20 protein-coding genes are annotated in these 20,164 nt (G+C 36.3%); 13 read left to right on the forward strand and 7 right to left on the reverse strand.

What is annotated here, in order from left to right:
* Window positions 1-32: 32 nt before the first annotated feature.
* The 3 genes from L1S34_RS01165 to L1S34_RS01175 all read right to left on the reverse strand — a co-directional run bounded on the left by L1S34_RS01165 (window position 33) and on the right by L1S34_RS01175 (window position 2,283).
* Window positions 33-893 carry a YicC/YloC family endoribonuclease gene (locus L1S34_RS01165; RefSeq protein WP_166132756.1) on the reverse strand — a complete coding sequence of 287 codons (861 nt, stop codon included), beginning with the start codon at window positions 891-893 and terminating at the stop codon, window positions 33-35.
* A gap of 159 nt (window positions 894-1,052) precedes the next feature.
* Window positions 1,053-1,934, reverse strand: a complete 882-nt coding sequence (locus L1S34_RS01170; RefSeq protein ID WP_236362282.1) for a DMT family transporter — start codon at window positions 1,932-1,934, stop codon at window positions 1,053-1,055.
* Complete coding sequence (locus L1S34_RS01175) at window positions 1,927-2,283, reverse strand: arsenate reductase family protein (protein ID WP_166132758.1); 357 nt, start codon at window positions 2,281-2,283, stop codon at window positions 1,927-1,929. Before L1S34_RS01175 ends, L1S34_RS01170 begins: the two co-directional genes overlap by 8 nt.
* A gap of 77 nt (window positions 2,284-2,360) precedes the next feature.
* Here L1S34_RS01175 and L1S34_RS01180 point away from each other — a divergent pair, with 77 nt between their 5' ends.
* A complete protein-coding gene (locus L1S34_RS01180) occupies window positions 2,361-2,819 on the forward strand; it encodes a DinB family protein (RefSeq protein ID WP_236362284.1) in 459 nt (152 codons plus the stop codon).
* A gap of 190 nt (window positions 2,820-3,009) precedes the next feature.
* Here the strand turns inward: L1S34_RS01180 and L1S34_RS01185 are convergent, their stop codons facing one another.
* Complete coding sequence (locus L1S34_RS01185; RefSeq protein ID WP_166132760.1) at window positions 3,010-3,753, reverse strand: DUF3298 and DUF4163 domain-containing protein; 744 nt, start codon at window positions 3,751-3,753, stop codon at window positions 3,010-3,012.
* A gap of 158 nt (window positions 3,754-3,911) precedes the next feature.
* Here L1S34_RS01185 and L1S34_RS01190 point away from each other — a divergent pair, with 158 nt between their 5' ends.
* On the forward strand, window positions 3,912-5,090 hold the full coding sequence (locus L1S34_RS01190; RefSeq protein ID WP_370637572.1) for a cystathionine gamma-synthase: 1,179 nt from the start codon (window positions 3,912-3,914) through the stop codon (window positions 5,088-5,090).
* A 61-nt stretch (window positions 5,091-5,151) separates the two neighbouring features.
* On the opposite strand, the gene L1S34_RS01195 is transcribed toward L1S34_RS01190, so the two are convergent.
* Complete coding sequence (locus L1S34_RS01195) at window positions 5,152-5,958, reverse strand: THC0290_0291 family protein (RefSeq protein WP_236362287.1); 807 nt, start codon at window positions 5,956-5,958, stop codon at window positions 5,152-5,154.
* 277 nt (window positions 5,959-6,235) lie between these two features.
* Here L1S34_RS01195 and gdhA point away from each other — a divergent pair, with 277 nt between their 5' ends.
* From gdhA to L1S34_RS01245, 11 genes are all read left to right on the forward strand, one after another.
* Window positions 6,236-7,579: an NADP-specific glutamate dehydrogenase gene (gene gdhA / locus L1S34_RS01200; RefSeq protein WP_166132763.1), complete on the forward strand. Its 1,344-nt coding sequence runs from the start codon at window positions 6,236-6,238 to the stop codon at window positions 7,577-7,579.
* A gap of 119 nt (window positions 7,580-7,698) precedes the next feature.
* Complete coding sequence (gene porZ, locus L1S34_RS01205) at window positions 7,699-9,987, forward strand: type IX secretion system anionic LPS delivery protein PorZ (RefSeq protein WP_236362289.1); 2,289 nt, start codon at window positions 7,699-7,701, stop codon at window positions 9,985-9,987.
* A gap of 99 nt (window positions 9,988-10,086) precedes the next feature.
* Window positions 10,087-10,800: a DNA repair protein RecO gene (gene recO, locus L1S34_RS01210; RefSeq protein WP_236362291.1), complete on the forward strand. Its 714-nt coding sequence runs from the start codon at window positions 10,087-10,089 to the stop codon at window positions 10,798-10,800.
* Window positions 10,801-11,091: 291 nt separating this feature from the next.
* Entirely contained in the window at window positions 11,092-11,475 is a 384-nt protein-coding gene (locus L1S34_RS01215) for a hypothetical protein (RefSeq protein WP_236362292.1), read from the forward strand.
* Between the two features lie 189 nt (window positions 11,476-11,664).
* On the forward strand, window positions 11,665-12,168 hold the full coding sequence (locus tag L1S34_RS01220) for a hypothetical protein (RefSeq protein WP_166132767.1): 504 nt from the start codon (window positions 11,665-11,667) through the stop codon (window positions 12,166-12,168).
* 141 nt (window positions 12,169-12,309) lie between these two features.
* The gene (locus tag L1S34_RS01225; protein ID WP_236362294.1) at window positions 12,310-12,984 is read left to right on the forward strand and encodes a hypothetical protein; all 675 of its coding nucleotides are present in this window, start codon (window positions 12,310-12,312) and stop codon (window positions 12,982-12,984) included.
* A 123-nt stretch (window positions 12,985-13,107) separates the two neighbouring features.
* On the forward strand, window positions 13,108-13,239 hold the full coding sequence (locus L1S34_RS14900) for a hypothetical protein (RefSeq protein WP_255710672.1): 132 nt from the start codon (window positions 13,108-13,110) through the stop codon (window positions 13,237-13,239).
* 101 nt (window positions 13,240-13,340) lie between these two features.
* Window positions 13,341-13,628: a hypothetical protein gene (locus L1S34_RS01230; protein WP_236362296.1), complete on the forward strand. Its 288-nt coding sequence runs from the start codon at window positions 13,341-13,343 to the stop codon at window positions 13,626-13,628.
* A 239-nt stretch (window positions 13,629-13,867) separates the two neighbouring features.
* Window positions 13,868-17,287, forward strand: a complete 3,420-nt coding sequence (gene ileS, locus L1S34_RS01235) for an isoleucine--tRNA ligase (RefSeq protein WP_236362298.1) — start codon at window positions 13,868-13,870, stop codon at window positions 17,285-17,287.
* 10 nt (window positions 17,288-17,297) lie between these two features.
* Window positions 17,298-17,678: a TraR/DksA family transcriptional regulator gene (locus tag L1S34_RS01240; RefSeq protein WP_166132771.1), complete on the forward strand. Its 381-nt coding sequence runs from the start codon at window positions 17,298-17,300 to the stop codon at window positions 17,676-17,678.
* Between the two features lie 116 nt (window positions 17,679-17,794).
* Window positions 17,795-18,391: a lipoprotein signal peptidase gene (locus L1S34_RS01245; protein ID WP_166132772.1), complete on the forward strand. Its 597-nt coding sequence runs from the start codon at window positions 17,795-17,797 to the stop codon at window positions 18,389-18,391.
* A gap of 140 nt (window positions 18,392-18,531) precedes the next feature.
* On the opposite strand, the gene L1S34_RS01250 is transcribed toward L1S34_RS01245, so the two are convergent.
* Both L1S34_RS01250 and L1S34_RS01255 read right to left on the reverse strand, forming a co-directional pair.
* Window positions 18,532-19,095 (reverse strand): 5-formyltetrahydrofolate cyclo-ligase, encoded by a 564-nt coding sequence (locus tag L1S34_RS01250; protein ID WP_236362300.1) that lies wholly within the window; start codon window positions 19,093-19,095, stop codon window positions 18,532-18,534.
* A gap of 9 nt (window positions 19,096-19,104) precedes the next feature.
* On the reverse strand, window positions 19,105-20,082 hold the full coding sequence (locus L1S34_RS01255; protein WP_236362302.1) for a succinylglutamate desuccinylase/aspartoacylase family protein: 978 nt from the start codon (window positions 20,080-20,082) through the stop codon (window positions 19,105-19,107).
* Between the last annotated feature and the right edge of the window lie 82 nt (window positions 20,083-20,164).

A 20,164-nucleotide genomic window follows, 5' to 3' on the forward strand; every position in this document is an offset into this window, starting at 1 on the left:
ACAAAGGACTAACGACTAAGTACTAATTACTTTTATAACACATTCAATACCTGTTCCTTAATTTTTTCCAATTCGTCTTTCATTTGAACGACTAATTTTTGCATTTGTGCGTGATTCGATTTGGAACCCATCGTGTTGATTTCTCGTCCCATTTCTTGAGTAATAAAGCCTAATTTTCTTCCGTTAGCCTCCGTTCCGTTGATGGTTTCTAGGAAATAATCTAGGTGATTCGTCAAACGTACTTTTTCTTCGGTGATGTCTAGTTTCTCTAAGTAATAAATCAATTCTTGTTCAAATCGATTTTCATCAACATTCACTTTCAATTCGGCAATAGCGGTTTGCAAACGATCTTTTATCGCCTGAACACGCTCTGGATCAAGCGCTAGTGCCTCAGTCATGTATTGACGAATGTTGCCAATACGCAATTGAAATTCTTTTTCAAGTGACATACCTTCATCTTGTCTGAAGTTCAAGATGTTTTGTAACGCTTCTTCGATAACGGTTTGAATTTGAATCCAATCGTTTTCATCAATTTCCTCACGCTCTATTTTCATGGTATCCGGCATGCGAACAGCCATTTTCATCAATTCGGTTTCATCAGCTTGTGGATATACTTCACGCAACTGGCTGATGTATGCTTTTACAATAGGTACATTTACTTTGGTAGAAGTTTGCTCAGCAGTACTTTCCATAAAAATAGAAAAATCAACTTTGCCTCGCTCGAGTTTCAGTGCAATTTGGTTTCGAAGACCCAATTCCATTTCGCGGTAAAGCGATGGCATGCGAACATTTAAATCGAGTCCTTTACTGTTTAATGATTTAACTTCTACTGTTATTTTTTTGGTTGGCAATTGCAAAGTAGCTTTACCAAAACCGGTCATTGATTGTATCATATTGTTTTCTAAAAGAGGGCAAAGATAAGGAAAAAGTGTTCAGTGATTCGTTTTTAGTCTCAGTCTCAGTTTTTAGGGTGTTGTCTGCAGTTTTCAGTAATCAAATTCGTAATCAAATCTCATTTTTGTAAACTACTTTTCACAACTGTCCACTGTAAACTAGTTTTTTTTCATAGTCACTAAATAAACTCCGGTAAATATTAAGAGAGCCGACCCAATTTTGACCAAACTCAATTCGTCTTTACCCAAGCCAATAGCGAATACAGTTGCAAAAAAGGGTTGCAAATAAATAAAAACAGCAACCGTAGTTGGTTTTAATTCCTTCATCGAAAGTAAATTCAAAAGGTACGTCAAAAAGGTCGAAAAAATAACTACAAATCCTATTTTCCAGCCAATAACCTCAGGTACTGCTGCCCAGTTAACCGCCTGAAATTCGTTCCATCCAAAAGGCAAAACCATTAAAAAACCAAACAAATAAATCCATTTTACAAAAGTAAAAGCATTGTATTTATCCATTAATTTCTTGACTACAATAAGGTAAAATCCGTAGGAAATAGCATTTACTAAAACGAGGAAATTCCCCAATCCAGCATTGGTAGCATTACCGATAGATTTTCCATACAGAATAAGAAACGCTGTTCCTATGAGTCCGAGTACAATTCCAAAAACTTTTCGTTTCTGCATGCGCTCTTTCATAATTATGGCCGAAAGTGTCAGTACAATCATTGGGGTCGATACCATAATTACTGCTGCACTAATGGGCGATGTCAAGCTCAATCCTTTAAAAAAAGTAAGCATGTTAAAGGCTACACCAAAAAAAGCGGCGGCTATGATTCGAGGAAAATCGTTCCAGTCTATCTTTTCCTTTGGCATAAACAACCTAGCCAGCCAAAAGAGCAATACAGAGCCACCAACTCGAAGCAAAATAAATCCATACGCATCAATGTACGCGGGCATTACATCCTTGGCAATGGTAAAAGTGACACCATAAATAATCGATACCAGTGTGGCGCCAATCAGCGCAAGATTGCGTTTAGACATTTGCAAAGGCAAGCATTACTTGGTGCATGTTTTGTTGGCTGTTGCCAATGTAAATCTTGTTCTTAATGATAAAAACAGGACGACTCAAAAACGTATAATGTTCCAAAATGTATTTCTTATAATCGGCTTCAGTCAAGTTTTTGTTTTTCAAATCCATTGATTTGTAAAGCTGCGCTTTTTTACTAAAAAGTGCTTCGTAACTACCCGAAAGTTCACGCATTTGCTCCAATTCAGTTTCGGTAATCGGATTTTGTTTGATGTCATGAAAACTCAAATTGTGGTTTTCTGGCAATGATTTAATGATTTTTCTGCAAGTGTCGCAAGAGGCGAGGTAGTATATTTTGTCCATGAATCGTATAATTTCTTTCTGCAAAGAAAATTCATTTGCCACGTAAATTGCTTATTTTTATCAAAAAATATAAAAAAATGAAGCAAGTATTTGACGTTACAACCACAAGCAGAAAAATGATTTCTACTTTTCTTGAAAACTATTCCTTGGCGCAACTCAATACCATTCCGCCGGGATTCAACAATAATTTGATTTGGAACATCGGACACATTATCGTTTCGCAGCAAATTTTGGTTTACAAACTGTCGGGTTTGCCGCTTTTGGTCTCTAATGAATTGGTCGAAAAATATATGAAAGGAACCCGCCCTGAAACCGATGCATCACAAGCCGAAGTAGATGAAATTAAACATCTTTTAACGCATACGTTGCAGCAAACTCAGGTAGATTTTGAGCAAAACCTTTTTCAAAATTACACATCTTACACCACATCTACTGGCGGTCATGTATTGAACAACGCACTCGATGCCATGGCTTTTAGCAATTTTCACGAAGGTCTTCACATAGGTTGCATGCTCATGATTCGCAAATTTATTTAAGCAAATAATTCAGGATTTCAGGAGCTATTTCCTGCCATTCGTTACAATCTGTGGGTCCAAAACCATTTTTTCTAAGGCATAAAAGGAGCTTCCTGTGGTCGCTCTTTTCTACCAAGAAAAAATAGGGTTTTGGGCCCACAGGATTTTCACTGCTGTCAGGGCTAGTGCGAGTAGTAGTGCTAAGAAAATCTTATTTTAGTGACAAGTACTCGTCAATAGTGTCGTAAGGCAAGAGTAATTCTTTTGGGCCATCGGCGTAAGAGGCGGCTTCGTAGGAGTTGTAATAAAGCAGCAATCCCTTGTCGGTGTAAAAAATAGTTTGCGGAAGCGCAAATTGATCTTCTTCAAACATCAGCCCAGTTGAATTGATCGATGCTGAACTCGGGATTTTGTATTTGGCTCTGAATTTTTTTTCGGCGAAAGCCTTAAAACCAGCTACATCATTAAATATTGTTTCATTTGTCAAAGCTTTTCCCGTTGTGGGGTCAAACAATAAAGAGCGCAATCCTTGGTAGCCGTGAGCGCCACCCGTATAGGTGTAATGATTAATTTCAATATTGAGCACCGCTGCCGATTGGTATTTTATTTTACCCGAAACAGTAGCTTCCCAACCCATTGTTTCTCCGGGAAAATCTTTTTGTAATGCCTCGTACGAATCGATAAAAGCTTTTGTTAATCCATCATAGGTGGTTGCTTCGTATGGTTTTTCGCCAAAATAAACGATCTCTTTTAAAACCGAAAATACTCTTTTGTTGATGCTATCAGCTACCACATCTTTGTTGCTGGCTACGGGAATTTTTATGTCAATTTGGGGGCAGTTTTCAGCACACGCAATTTTAGATTTTTTCTGATACGTTTCGGTTATAAATTGAAGGTCCTTGGTGCAACTACTTAATAAAAGCAAGAGCGTGGCAAAAAAGAAATAGGGTTTCATGAGGCAATTGTTAATTAAATACAAAGGTATCAAGTTGTGACTTGCTAAGTATAAATTAAAGGGTAAATTTGTGAAACTTTTAGGTAATAAAATCAAACGATAGGAGATGAGGATGACTTTCAATTGGTCGCATGCACCAATGAAATCAGGCGAATCAAATATCATTTTTAAAAAACAATAAATTAAGACATATGAAATTCAATACTAAAGCAATTCACGGTGGGCAACACCATGATCCTAGCACCGGAGCGGTAATGCCGCCTGTATACCAAACTTCTACCTTTGTACAAACTAGTCCTGGGCAGCCTTTAAATCCAGATTATGAATATAGTAGAGCCGCAAATCCTACGCGTTCAGCACTTGAAAATGCATTGGCAAGTATCGAAAACGGAACTCGTGGATTGGCTTTTTCATCAGGATTAGCAGCTACAGATTGTGTGTTGCGTTCGTTTAAAGCAGGTGATGAAATCATTGCAATGGATGATTTGTACGGCGGAACGTACCGCATGTTCACACGTGTATACAAGGATTCTGGAATAAAATTCCATTTTGTAGATATGAATGATTTGGATAAATTCCAGTCGTTAATCAATGAAAACACCAAAATGGTTTGGGTTGAAACTCCTACCAATCCTTTGATGAAATTAGCCGATATTCAAGAAATTGCAAAAATCACTAAGGAACAGAACATACTTTTTGCTGTTGATAACACTTTTGCAACGCCGTATTTGCAAAAACCGTTAGACTTAGGAGCTGATATCGTAATGCACTCAGCAACCAAATATTTAGGCGGTCACTCAGATGTAATTGCGGGAGCTTTAATTGTAAAAGACGAAGCTTTAGGAGCACAATTACATTTTCAACAATTTGCAACCGGCGCCACACTTGGGCCAATGGATAGTTTTTTAGTACTTCGAGGAATTAAAACCTTGCATTTGCGTGTACAAAGACATTGTGAAAATGGTGCTAAAGTGGTCGAATTTTTGAGTAATCATCCAAAAATTAAAACGGTTTACTATCCTGGATTGCCAAGTCATCCGTTTCACGAAATTGCTAAAAAACAAATGAGCGGTTTTGGCGGAATGGTATCTTTTACATTTGTATCTGGTAAAAAAGAGGATGCCATTGACTTTCTTGAAAAAGTGAAGGTATTTACTTTGGCCGAATCGCTTGGTGGCGTTGAATCTTTAGCGAATCATCCTGCATTAATGACACACGCATCTATCCCGGAAGACAAACGAAAAGAATTAGGAATCACCGATGATTTAGTGCGATTAAGCGTTGGTATTGAAGATGCTGATGATTTAATCGACGATTTAAAACAAGCACTCGCATAATTCCAAAAAGAAACCCCAATACTGTTGAGTGTTGGGGTTTCTTTTTTAAATCAAAGTGTAATTAATCCAAGTAATAAATGTATCCGACGTTGAACCAAACCAACCAATCGTTTGCTTTGTTTTCTTTATAAATATCTGGGTTAGGATTTAAGCCATCTACCCAATTCGAAAAGTAATATTGAAAGCGCAAATCAACCATTAAATCGCGCAATGGGCTCAGTTTATAACGTGTTCCCACACTGGTAACTACAGACCAAACCGTTCCACTTTCTGTAGAAAAACCATACGGCCTTCCTTCAGATGGAGTAAGGTATTTAGGAAAAGTAGTGAGTGGTGTTCCTAGTTCTCCTAGAGATGATGACGCTTTGGCGTTGTAATAACTAAATTGTCCACCCAAACTCACAAAAGGACCAAAACTTCCATTTCTTGCTGAGAAATCACGAATGCTCCAAGGGAAAAACTCCAATTGCATTCCTAAATTTGTCACAGCAGTACTTCCTTCCATAGCTCGCAATTGCTGTGCTCCGAGTGATGTAATGCTTGGATCAACGTATTGACCAAAATGCTTCAAGTTGGTTTTGTTGAATGATAATTCAGATCTTAATTTGAAATGATCGTTAAAATAAGTTTCAGGAGTATAGCAATTACAATCTGCTTTGTATGAAAAATTGAGATAATGTATAAGTCCAATTCCAAAACCAGTATTACCTGCATTAGTTGATAAATCGTAACGCTCACCGTAGTCAGATTGAAAAGCAACTGGACCAGCAATAACTCCCACCTCGTGTGAAAATCCGCCAAATTGTGCGTTGGAATTTACGGTAAATCCAAGTAATATTCCTAGAAGTGGTATTAGCTGTTTGATCATTAGGAAGTGATATTTTCAAATCATGACAAATATATAAAAACAATGCTCATTTCTAAAAATATTTTAAAATTAAAAAAAAGCAGATAATTTACTATTTAGTTACGAAAGTTGCAGTGATTTGGATTAAATGAAGAAGTCCTAAATGCAAATTTTTATAGAAGGTTAAAAAAAAGATAATTCGGAAGATAAAATAAAAAAACTAAGTTTGAATATTTTTATAAGATGTATCTTTGTAAATTATAACGAAATCGTTTTCTTAATTAATCACATTAAATCTATGTTACTAAAAATAAATGATTTTATGGCTCAAGTAGAGGCCAAAAATCCAAATGAACCTGAATTTATTCAAGCTGTTAGGGAGTTTGCAGAGACTGTAATTCCATTTATTGCAGAGCAAAAAAAATACGATGGCAAGAACCTACTTTTAAGAATTGCTGAACCAGAACGTTCTATTATTTTCCGCGTTCCATGGGTTGATGATGCAGGAGAAATTCAAGTAAATAGAGGTTTCAGAATTCAAATGAACTCTGCAATTGGTCCGTACAAAGGAGGAATCCGTTTTCATCATTCAGTAAACTTGTCAGTTTTAAAGTTCTTGGCTTTTGAACAAGTTTTTAAAAACAGTTTAACAACATTACCAATGGGTGGTGGTAAAGGAGGTTCTGATTTTGACCCACAAGGTAAATCAGATGCTGAAGTAATGCGTTTTTGCCAATCGTTTATGACAGAATTGTGCAGACACATTGGACCACAGTTGGACGTTCCAGCAGGTGATATTGGTGTAGGAGCAAGAGAAATTGGTTACTTATTTGGTCAATACAAAAGAATTCGCAACGAGTTTACAGGTGTGTTAACAGGTAAAGGATTGGCTTACGGAGGATCTTTGATCAGACCAGAAGCAACAGGATACGGTGTAGTTTATTTTGCTGAGCAAATGTTGAACACTATTGGCCAACACATCGCAGGTAAAACGGTTTCTATTTCAGGTTTCGGAAACGTAGCTTGGGGTGTTGCGTTAAAAGTGAATGATTTAGGCGGAAAAGTAGTTACTATTTCTGGTCCTGATGGATATATTTATGATGCAGAAGGTATTTCTGGAGATAAAATTGACTTCATGCTTGAAATGAGAGCAAGAGGAGATAACAGAGCCGAAGCTTACCTTGAAAAATATCCAAATGCAGAATTCCACAAAGGAAAAAGCGTTTGGGAAGTAAAAGTTGATGTGGCTATTCCTTGTGCAACTCAAAACGAATTGAACGAAGAAGATGCTAAAAAATTGATTGCTAATGGAGTAATGTGTGTTACTGAAGCAGCAAACATGCCATGTACTTTAGAGGCTATCAAAGAATTCTTGAACGCAAAAGTACTTTTTGCACCAGGAAAAGCAGCTAATGCTGGTGGTGTGGCAGCATCTGGATTAGAGATGACTCAAAACTCTATTCGTTTGAACTGGACAAGTGAAGAAGTAGACGGTAGATTAAAAGAAATCATGGTTGGTATTCACAATCAATGTAAACAATATGGAACTGATGCAGACGGCTATGTAAACTACGTAAAAGGAGCTAACATTGCAGGTTTTGTAAAAGTAGCCGATGCTATGCTTGCTCAAGGGGTAGTATAAATTGTTACAATCTAAAATTAAAATGCCTTTTATCATTGCGATAAAAGGCATTTTTTTTTGGCAACAAAATTATAAGAGTTTCGTTTGTTTTATATTTGTAAGCCCTAGGCGCGTTACTTATGAAAAAACAATTTTTTACCATTCTTTTCGTCCTTGTAAGCTGGGCTACTTTTGCTCAAAATAACTTGTCGTGGCAGGGATATTTTTCGTACTCGCAAATCAATGCAATCACCGAAACAAATTCGGCTGTAGTAGCTGCTTCAGAGAATGCTTTATTTGTCAGAAACGCAGTTAGTAACGAAATTAAAACCACTACAACGATAGACGGTCTTTCGGGTCAAACGATTTCGGCTTTGTTGTACAGTAAAACAGCCAATAAAACCTTAATTGGCTATGAAAACGGTTTGTTAATTGTAGTGAACGACGCCGATGGAAGCAAGTTGAATCTTGTAGACATTATTAACAAACAGCTTGCTCCTAATCTAAAAAAAATAAATCACTTTTTTGAACACCAAGGAATTGTTTATGTAGCCTGTAATTTTGGGATTGTTCAATTCAATTTAACAACGCTTCAGTTTGGCGATACTTATTTTATTGGTGATAATGGTGCTGAGATTACCATTTATCAAACCACAGTTCATAACGGATTTATTTACGCAGCCACCGCTGCAGGCATACGCAGCGCTGCCATTAACAATCCTAATTTAAACGACTTTCAACAATGGCAAACGAGAGCATCAGGTTCGTGGGTAGGCATTGCCGCGTTTGGAGCTGATTTGTATGCCGTTTCGTCTTCCGGAAATATTCAAAGATACAATCCAGCAACAACTACATTTACATCTTTTGCTCAACTTCCTGCTTCGGCTGTAAATATGCGTGCACTTTCGGAGTATTTGGTGTTTACAACTGCTAATTCAGTAAGTATTTATAACAGTCAAATGGTGATGATTCGTCAAATTAGTAGCAATCAAATTCCAGATATTCAAAGTCCTTTTACATGTGCAACAGTGCTGAATAATCAAGTTTATATCGGGACTACAGCGAATGGTTTGTTCCGTACTTTGATAACGACAGGCGGAAATTTTGAAAACACAACTCCTATTGGTCCGTCTCGAAATAATATTTTCTCAATGCAGGTTACGCCATCGTCGGTGTGGACTGTTTACGGCGACTATGCCGCTGATTATAACCCGTATCCTTTAGATAGTTTTGGAATCAGTAAATACAATTCGGAAGGATGGAACAACATTCCTTACAACCGAGTTTTAGGAGCGCAATCCATGACAAAAATTATCGTAAATCCTGCCAATGAAGATGAGGTTTATGCTAGTTCCTTTTTTTCGGGATTATTAAAAATAGTAAAAGAAGTCCCTACCGTTTTGTTCAATCAAACCAATAGCGGCTTGGAGTCGCTTACTTTTGGCGGACCCAATTACATTGATATCCGAATCAACGGAACCGCCTTTGATAAAACTGGAAATTTATGGGTAACCAACAGCCGAATCAATAACGGAATCAAAGTACTACGCCCCAATGGGCAATGGCAGAGCTTTGATATGAGAAGTATTTTATCGGATCCGCAAGAAAATAATTTTGCAAACATTGCTATTGATCGCAACGGTGTAAAATGGTTGCCTACCAGTGGTGATGGTGTGATTGGCTTTAGCGAAAATCCTTTAAAATTTAAAAAAATTACTAGCGGAGCAGACACAGGCAATTTACCGGTTGCTAATGTTCGAACGGCAGTTATAGACAATCGCAATCAATTGTGGATTGGTACTGCCAAGGGTTTGCGAGTGGTTTCTAACCTTGGTGCCTTTCATGATGAGGAACAAATTAAAGCCAATCCGATTATTATTGAAGAAGATAATTTGGCCCAAGAGTTATTGTTTGAGCAATTCATCACAGCCATAGCTGTTGATGGCGCCAATAACAAATGGATTGGCACTGCCGATTCGGGTTTGTTTTTAGTATCTCCCAACGGTCAAGAAACCAAATATCATTTTACTATTAACAATTCGCCGCTGCCAAGCAATACCATCAACGATGTTAGTATCAACGCTACCACGGGCGAAGTATTTGTAGCCACAAGCAAAGGCATGATTTCGTTCAAAGGCACTGCTACCGGTGCGGCTGATGATTTGAGTAATGCCTACGTGTACCCAAATCCAGTGCGACCTGAGTTTACCGGTACTGTAAAAGTGGCCGGACTAATTGATCGCGCTTCGGTAAAAATCACTGATGTGGCAGGTAATTTGGTACACGAAACCATCGCACAAGGCGGTACTATCGAGTGGGATACCACTGCGTTTGGGAAATACAAAGTGGCCTCAGGTGTGTATTTAATCTTTATTGCAGCACCAGACGGAGCCGAAACCAACGTAAAAAAAGTAATGATCATTAGATAATTTGATGGAAAAATTAAATCTTTCAATCTTCAAATCTTTCAATCTTCAAATCCTTCAATCTTTCAATCTTTTAATTTTTCAAATCCTAAAACTAAAACCGTGCAAGTCAAAACCAGAGCTATCGTGCTTTCCTCTTTAAAATTTCAAGAAAAAAGCTTGATCGTAAAATGTTTTACACTTTCGCATGGACTCAAGTCCTACTTTGTTCGTGATGCTTTTTCGAGCCGAAAAGCCAATCAAAAAATCGCTTATTTTCAGCCTTTGACTATTCTTGAAATTGAGGCCGTTCACAAAAACAAAGGCACCTTAGAAAATTTCAAAGAGATAAAAATTGGCACGGCTTTTCACTCCATACATTCCGATATTTACAAGAGCACAATGGCCATGTTTATTTCCGAGATGCTGCACCATTCCATTCACGAAGAGGAAGAAAACGAAGCTCTTTTTACGTTCCTAGAAACCGCCTTTCACTGGCTAGACAATCATGACGAGATTGCGAATTTCCACCTGATTTTGTTGTTAGAAACCACCAAATACCTCGGTTTTTACCCAGATACTTCAGATGTTGATATGGCTTTTTTCGAAATGAACGAAGGCATCTTTACACCCTTTCACGCCATCAGTTCACTCACGGAGCACGAAACCAATTTGTTCAAAAAACTACTCGATTTAAAATTCGACAACAGTCAAAAAGTCTTTCATGTCATCGAACGCCAAATTTTACTCCGCATCTTGATTGATTATTACAGCATCCACCTCCACGGATTCAGAAAACCCAAATCACTTGATGTTTTAAAAGAGGTTTTCTCCTAAAATCTTGGGCGTGCCCCTGCGTAAAAACTCCGGGTCAGGCTGTGCGCTGTATCTTTTATTCCGTAAACTCCATAAAAGGATGCCGCTTCCATCCTTCACGCTCAACATCACGATAATTGACACGCAAGTGCAATTTTTGTAAGATTTCTTTATATATTAGCTGAAAGAAATACTGCTGATTGGAAGATGAAGTAATTTATTGTAGATGTACATTTGAAATGGAGTTGCGTTTATATGTGAGTTATGGGAAAGCGTCGAACTTTCATGAGAATTTATAGATTGAAATAAATTATGAAACAGAAATCAAATTTTTTTAAGTTATTGTTTTTTGGATCCTTTGCTGTATTTATTATATATGGTCAATTTGTAAGTTTAAAATTTGAAAAAGATTTAAAGGAACATGGTTTAGTGACAATCGGCAAAATTGATAGCATACGAGAATTTCCAAAAGGAAAAAATATTCACGTTTCATACTATATAAAAGGTAAAAAATACAATTCTAGCGAAAGTGGTAGTGGTCATACAAATATTTCGAAAGAGAATAAGGGAGAGTTTTTTAAATTGAAATATTTAAAAGACTCTCCTGAAATAGTTAGAGGAATTTATTCTCAAAGAATTATCGACACAGTGACAATATTAAAATCAGGTTTCTCTATAACAGAAATTAAACCATAATTTATTGGCTTTTATATTCATAAAGCCTTTTCATAACAGCTAGTGCAACAGAGTTGAGCAAATGGCTTATTGGGAATATTGTTTTGTATTAGATAGATTTAACAAATCCGTAAACAGGGATTAATTTTATTCGAAACAACATATGGTGTCGCAGCTTTACAGGAAATAGAAAAAATCTAAGAGAAAAATATGATCCTACAAATAACATTATGGAATCAATTTAAATTATTGTCTTTGTTATTAATGATAACTTCATCTTATATTGGCTTGTTAGCATACGCCGAAATACCATTCGAAAAAAGAGCGATTTTAATATTCTCATTACCATATTTAATTTTATTTTTAATTCCCGTAGGTATCATTCATTTGAACCATTATGTCAACAGCAAAGGAATTATTTATAAAATTGATGAAACCGGAATTACAAAGATTGTTAAAAATGAAGAGGAGTTTATATCAAGAGCTAACATAAAAGAAATAACATTTTTTATGACGCCTAACAGATTCTTAAATAGTTCTACCGGAAACTTTCCTTTTGAAGATTATTACTATGCCGAAATCAAAACAACAGACAAGAAAGTTCTGTTTATAAGTTGTTTTTACTCTACAAAAATTGATAAAATATTAGAAGTGAATTTTAAAGAGTTAAATATAAAAAAGCTAAAGACAATTTATCCATTAATAAACGCTTAAAGGTATCGGCCCGCCATCGCGGATTTGAATCCCATTTTCGCGAATTGACAATCTTTGCCCCCAAGTAGAAGCAACTTTGTCCAATCAAGTGCAGTTAGGGTTTACCTTGTTTTTGCTAAAAATTAATTGATAAGTTAAAGAATGGGCTTATTATGGAATCCAAATTCAAGAGCCGCTAAAGAACATTTTTTGACTAAAAAAATCAAATACATAAGAATTATGCAAAATAATATTTTTTTAAAACTATTTGTATTTTTGATATGCTTCTCTTGTAAAAGTCAAAAAAGTCAATTAAATAGTGATACTGAAGAAATAATCAATGTTCTTTTAGACGATTATGAATCAGTTTATTTAATTAAAGAAACCTACTTCAATGACAGTTCCTTTCATCCTATTAATGTTTTAAATCCTTATTATAGAGCATATGCCTATGGCATAATGATAAAAAGTCCGGCAGAAAAAGAAAACAATATTGCTTACAATGTATTTTTAAAAGAGATAGATGGCCTCATTTCAAAAATTGAACTTGATGAAATGAATCAAAAGTACAAATCCTGGACTATTAACGAATGGGAAGAATCTGATCTAAAAAACAGTAGAGTAAAACTTATTTTATTACAAGAAAGCAAAAAGATTGAGGACTCTATACCAAAAGTAATTTTTTCAGAACCTCTTTTTACAAAAGACCAAAAAAAAGTAATTATTCATGCAACCTACCTTAAGAATAAGACTGGATCAAGTGGTATTCTAATTATGGTTAAAGAGAATGGAAAATGGATTAAAAAAGGAGGAATTGCTGATGGAACAATAGGGTGATGTAACTCGCTAGCGCGATTTTTCAATTCGTAACCACAAGTATTAGCTACTTTGTCCAACCGAGCGCAGTAGAGATTTGCTTGCCTATTTGTAATGATTGATGGGTAGATCCCAAATTATCAATTGAGTGAAATTTCTAAAGATTTAATTATTTTTAATTTAAACCAAAATGATACTGTTTATTTTAGAAAAGGAACTTGGAAGGATGAAGAAATCGAAGAAATGTCAAATTCAATAAAAACTATTGAAATTTAAAACAGTGTATAAAACCCAAAAGACCGTAAATACTTTACTAAATAAAAAAAAAGGAAGGCTTTTGGTGGAAAACCAAAATTATCATTGAAATATATTAAACCGTGGAAAACCTCAAGTTATTCCTTGAAAGGAGAAAAAAGGCATTTATATTTTCAATAATTTATGTTGGAATAGGAACATTATCTGTTTGTTCGATTTCAGGTAGTGATTTATTTTATGGAGAATGGTCTTTATATGCTTTAATCTTAACTTTTCCTGTGACGATTATTAGTTTCGCTTATCGTTATGCTGCATCGGATTACTTAATTCCTGTTTTAATAATTCAATCCATAATGTTCTTGATAACTTTTTCAATATTTGCTGCTATTTTTAAAGAGAAACCCCATTAGTGCAGATTTGCAATCCTTGCCAATATGTAGCAATTTGGTCCAATCGAGTGCAATCGGGATAGTGCATTAGTTCTCGACTGCGCTCGAACTGAAATCAACTAATTTAACTGATATCGTGCTTTGTCCAATCGTGCGCAGTCGAGATTCAGTTTTGTCCCAGGGTGTAACTTTCGACCTACGGCTTTCAACTTTCAACTTTAATTTACTACTTTCGCATTTCGATTAAAGAAAAGGATAAAATGAGCACAAAATTTACTGAATACAAAGGACTTGACTTACCAACAGTAGCATCAGAAGTACTTGATTTTTGGAAAAAAGAAAATATATTTGAAAAGAGCGTTTCTACACGTGAAGGCAATCAACCATTCGTGTTTTTTGAAGGACCGCCATCAGCAAACGGATTACCAGGAATTCATCACGTAATGGCTCGCGCCATTAAAGATATTTTTTGCCGTTATAAAACTCAAAAAGGGTTCCAAGTAAAGCGTAAAGCTGGTTGGGATACGCACGGTTTACCAGTTGAACTTGGAACTGAAAAAGAACTCGGAATTACCAAAGAAGATATCGGGAAAACCATTTCGATCGAAGAATACAACGAAGCGTGTAAAAAAACAGTTATGCGCTACACGGATGTGTGGAACGATTTGACCGAAAAAATGGGCTACTGGGTTGATATGGATGATCCGTATGTAACCTACAAATCCAAGTACATGGAAACCGTTTGGTGGATTTTAAAACAAATCTACAACAAGGATTTGATGTACAAGGGCTACACCATTCAGCCGTATTCTCCAAAAGCAGGAACAGGATTGTCATCGCACGAGGTAAACCAACCTGGAAGTTACCGCGATGTGACGGACACGACTGTGGTAGCACAATTCAAAGTAAAAGAAGACAACTTGCCTCAATTGCAACGTATTTTTGAGATAGGTCATATTTTCGAGGATACTTTCTTTTTGGCTTGGACCACCACACCGTGGACTTTGCCAAGCAACACTGCACTTACCGTAGGGCCAAAAATTGACTATGTTTTAGTGAGTACCTACAATCAATATACATTTAAACCTGTCAATGTAATTTTAGCAAAGGCATTGGTGGCAAAACAATTTGCTGGAAAATTTACTGAGGTAACTGAGGTTAGCGAATTATTGAATTACAAAGAAGAAGATAAAAAAATACCATTTTTTGTTACTGCAGCTTGTAAAGGTGCTGATTTAGTTAACATTGAATACGAACAATTAATGGAGTTGGTATTGCCGTACCAAAACCCTGAAAATGCGTTTAGAGTAATTACAGGTGATTTTGTTACTACCGAAGATGGTACAGGAATTGTACATACCTCTCCAACTTTTGGTGCAGATGATGCTAAGGTAGCCAAAGAAGCTTCACCTGAAATTCCGCCAATGTTGGTTCTAGACGAAAACGGAATTCCGGTTCCATTGGTAGATTTGCAAGGACGTTTTGTACAAGGTCTTGGCGCACTTTCTGGCAAATATGTGAAAAACGAATACTACAACGAAGGCGAAGCTCCGGAGCGTTCGGTTGATGTTGAAATTGCAATTCAATTAAAGGAAGAAAACAAAGCGTTTAAGGTTGAGAAATACGTGCACAGTTACCCACATTGCTGGAGAACTGACAAGCCTATTTTATACTATCCATTAGATTCTTGGTTCATCAAAATATCAGAGGTTAAAGACAGAATGTTCGACCTAAACGAAACCATTAACTGGAAGCCAAAAGCAACAGGTGAAGGTCGTTTTGGGAACTGGTTGAAAAATGCTAACGACTGGAATTTATCTCGTTCTAGATATTGGGGAATTCCTTTGCCAATTTGGAGAACAGATGATAAGCAAGAGGAAATTTTAATTGGTTCGGTTGAAGAACTGTACAACGAAATAGAAAAATCAATCGCTGCTGGTTTTCAAAAAGAAAATCCTTTTAAAGGTTTTGAAATCGGAAACATGAGCGAAGAAAATTACGATTTGATTGATTTACATAAAAATGTAGTCGATGAAATTACTTTGGTGTCTGCATCGGGCAAGCAAATGACACGCGAAACCGACTTAATTGATGTTTGGTTCGATTCAGGTTCTATGCCTTATGCACAATGGCATTATCCTTTTGAAAACAAAGAAAAAATAGATCAAAACCAAGATTTCCCAGCTGATTTTATTGCTGAAGGTGTCGATCAAACCCGTGGATGGTTTTATACCTTACACGCTATTGGTACTCTGGTTTTTGATAAAGTGGCCTATAAAAATGTAGTTTCAAACGGATTGGTTTTAGACAAAAATGGACAAAAAATGTCCAAACGTTTGGGCAATGCTGCAGATCCTTTTGATACTTTAAAAGAGTACGGACCGGATGCTACGCGTTGGTACATGATTTCAAACGCTAACCCTTGGGATAACTTGAAGTTTGACTTGGAAGGAATTGCTGAGGTGCGTAGAAAATTCTTCGGTACTTTATACAATACGTATTCTTTCTTTAGTTTGTATGCCAATATTGATGGATTTACTTTTGAAGAAGCGGAGATTCCGGTACAAGAAAGACCTGAAATTGATCAATGGATCATTTCTGAATTGAATACTTTGATAAAAGAAGTAGATGGTTTTTATGCTGATTATGAGCCTACAAAAGCAGCGCGAGCTATATCAGAATTTGTTCAAGAAAACCTGAGTAACTGGTACGTTCGTTTGTGCAGAAGACGTTTTTGGAAAGGCGAGTATGCGCAAGATAAAATTGCGGCTTACCAAACTTTATACAGCTGTTTGTTGGCCGTAAGTAAACTGAGTGCGCCAATTGCACCGTTCTTTATGGACAAACTTTACAGAGATTTAACACAAGCAACACAGACAGAAAAGTTTGACAGTGTACATTTGGCGGAGTTCCCGGTAGCGGTTGACAACTATGTTAATAAATCGTTGGAGAGTAAAATGCAGAAGGCACAAACCATTTCATCATTGGTATTATCACTCCGTAAAAAGGAAATGATTAAAGTGCGCCAACCATTGCAAAAGGTAATGATTCCGGTACTTGACGAGGCACAAAGAGCCGAAATCGAAGCGGTTTCTGACCTGATAAAAGCAGAAGTAAACGTTAAAGAAATCGTGCTTTTGGATGATGCTTCTGGAGTTTTGGTAAAGCAAATTAAACCTAATTTCAAGGCGCTCGGACCGCGTTTTGGTAAAGATATGGGATTGATTTACAAGGAGATACAAGGGTTTTCTAAAGAGCAAATTGCACAATTGGATAGAGAAGGAAGTCTTGATATTGTAATTGCAGGAAATACCGTAACTTTAACCTTAGAAGATGTGGAGATTACTTCGCAAGATATCGAAGGCTGGTTGGTTGCAAATGCAAACGGAATTACGGTGGCGCTTGATATCACGATTTCGCCAGAGTTAAAACAAGAGGGAATTGCGAGAGAATTGGTAAATAGAATTCAAAACATTCGTAAAGATTCTGGATTTGAAGTTACAGATAAAATTAAAGTCTATTTGCAAACAGAAACAACTTTGCAAGAAGCGGTACAAAATAATGAAGCATACATAAAATCAGAGACATTGACTGAAGTGCTTCTTTTTGAAGATAATTTGGAAAATGGAACTGCTATTGAATTTGACGAAATAACAACCAAAATAGTAATTACTAAATAAAAAAAAAACCATGGTAGATGAAGCAACACGATACTCTGACGCTGATTTAGCAGAGTTCAAAGATTTGATTCTAAAAAAAATTGAGAAAGCGCAATACGATTTGGATTTGATTAAAAGTGCTTACATGAACGATTTGAATAACGGTACTGATGATACTTCACCTACATTCAAAGCTTTTGAAGAAGGCAGCGAAACCATGTCAAAAGAAGCGAACTCACAATTGGCTATTCGCCAAGAGAAATTTATTCGTGACCTTAAAAATGCACTTTTCCGTGTCGAAAATAAAACTTACGGCGTATGTAAAGTAACCGGAAAATTGATCAGCAAAGAACGATTGATGATTGTTCCTCATGCTACAATGAGTATCGAAGCAAAAAATTTACAGCGCTAGTTCGAAACGAAATACAAACTATTAATTCCAAATTCCAACACTAATTGTATCAATTATTGGAATTTGGAATTTAATTTTTAGATTTTGCCTATTTTTGGCAGCATAAAACTTTTAAAATGTCATTACAAAGAGCCTATTTACTTATTTTTATCTTGTTGCTAGTTGATCAAGCTTCAAAAATTTATATCAAAACCAATTTTCTATTAGGTCAAGAAGTAGAAGTGTTTTCATGGTTTAAAATACTTTTCATCGAAAATGAGGGTATGGCTTGGGGTGTTAGAATTCCAGGAGCGTACGGAAAATTATTTTTGACTCTTTTTAGAATTGGTGCTGTGGCAGGTATTGGATATTGGTTATGGGATTCGATTAAGAAAAAAAGTTCTAACTATTTAATTGTTGCTATTGCTTTAATTTTGGTAGGAGCATTTGGAAATATTTTAGATTCTGTGTTTTACGGCGTGGTCTTCAACGACAGTCAACAACAATTGGCTACGGCATTTTCTGATCAACCTTACGGAACTTGGTTTCACGGTAAAGTAGTTGATATGTTTTATTTTCCGATTTGGCATGGTAATTTACCTAGTTGGTTGCCAATTTGGGGAGGTAAAGAATTTACTTTTTTCAATGCTATTTTTAACGTAGCTGACATGGCCATTTCAACAGGAGTTGGAATCTTGATTTTCTTCAATAAAAAAGCATTTCAAAACAGCTAGGATTAAAGCTGTTCATAATATAAAAAAAGACCTGTTCATAATTTGAACAGGTCTTTTTTTATTAGTTTATATTTTGTCCAAGAGCATAACACTTTCGACAAATCTTGAATCTTACCTTTTGCTAGAGTAATGATTGAAAATTAAAATGAGTGAATACTATTCGGAGTCACACAATAGTTGAGTTGTACGTCGGCTTCAAAAACATCTGCAATAATTTCCTCCGGTTCAAAAAATGACAATCCAATTTTGATTACTTCTGGTTTACATTCCGCTAGCAATTTATCGTAAAAGCCTTTTCCGTATCCCACGCGATTTCCTTTGGTGTCATAAGCTAATAGCGGCACAAAAACCACATCAATTTTATGGGAAGGAACTTCAATTCCGTCAACAGGTTCGGGAATATTGTATTCGTTTTTCTTAATTTTGGTATTGTCAGTCAGCAGAAAATGTGTCATCGTGCGCGTTTCAAAATCAGCTTTAGAAACAATGATTTCCTTGTCTTTGCCGGCTAATGCATGTAAAATAAATTCGGTATTCACTTCGTTTTGCTCTGTTATCGGCAAAAAAACATGAAAGTAAGTACATTCCCAAATGGGTAATTGCAATACTTTGTTGGCAATAGCAAGACTCATTTCTTCCAGCTGTTCCTCTGAAAGTTGTTTTCTGAGTTCTTTATATTTTTGTCGTAAGGTAGTTTTGTTCATTGTTGTATTTTATTCGTCTTCTTCGCCAGCAACCACATTTGATAAGTGGTAAATAGCATCACCTTCGTACACAATAGGTGCGTGGTTGGCATTGATGATGTAGCCGTCGTTGGGCGCTTTTACTTTGCGTTCAAATTTACCATAAGGGTCGGTTATAGTGGCCAAAACAGTTCCTTTTTTTACAAAAGTACCTACGGTGTCAAAATCTTGCAAGAGACCAGAACATTTAGCTCTTATCCAACCTGATTTGTCAATGTAAATGGTGGGCGATTTTTGTGGGATTACACGGTGTTTTGGCCCTAACATATCTAAATAGGCAAGTAATCGAATTGCGCCATTCACGCCTTCTGTGGCTATGCTTTTGTTAATGTCTAACGATTTTCCACCTTCAAAAAGCAGCATTTTTACATTCATTTTATCGCTTGAACTTCTAAACGATCCGGTTATATTTCTGGAGTACAATGTAAACGGAGCATCAAAAACATCGGCAAGAACTTTCAGATCTGGATTGTTAGGTGCAATGCGTATTTGCGGAGCGTTAAACCTACTGGCGCCACCGGCATGAAAATCTACGGCATAATGAACCAAAGGCAAAATTTCAGTCAGAATATGAAAAGCAAATCGGCTAGCCAATGATCCTGATTTGCTTCCAGGAAAAACGCGATTTAGGTCGCGGCCATCTGGAAATTCACGTGATTTATTCACAAAACCATACACATTGATTACGGGAATGCAAATAATGGTACCTATCTTGGGTTTGTTTATTTTTTTGTGAATCAGTTGACGAACAATTTCAACTCCGTTAATTTCGTCCCCGTGAATTCCTGCAGAAAATAGCACTACGGGACCTGGTATTTTAGAGCGGCGAACAATAATAGGTATATTGAGTTTGGTCGTGGTATGTAGGCGCGCAATCTCAACGTTGATCGTTTTATTCTCTCCAGGAGCAATACTTTCGCCAAAAAGGGTAATAGAGCGTGTATTCATTGTTTATACAAATTCTTGAAAAGATAAAAATAAGGATAATAATAAGTTAAGCTCGCATTTTATTTGAATTATTTTGCAGCTT

Source organism: Flavobacterium sp. K77, from assembly GCF_021608205.1.
GTDB classification, from domain to species: domain Bacteria; phylum Bacteroidota; class Bacteroidia; order Flavobacteriales; family Flavobacteriaceae; genus Flavobacterium; species Flavobacterium turcicum.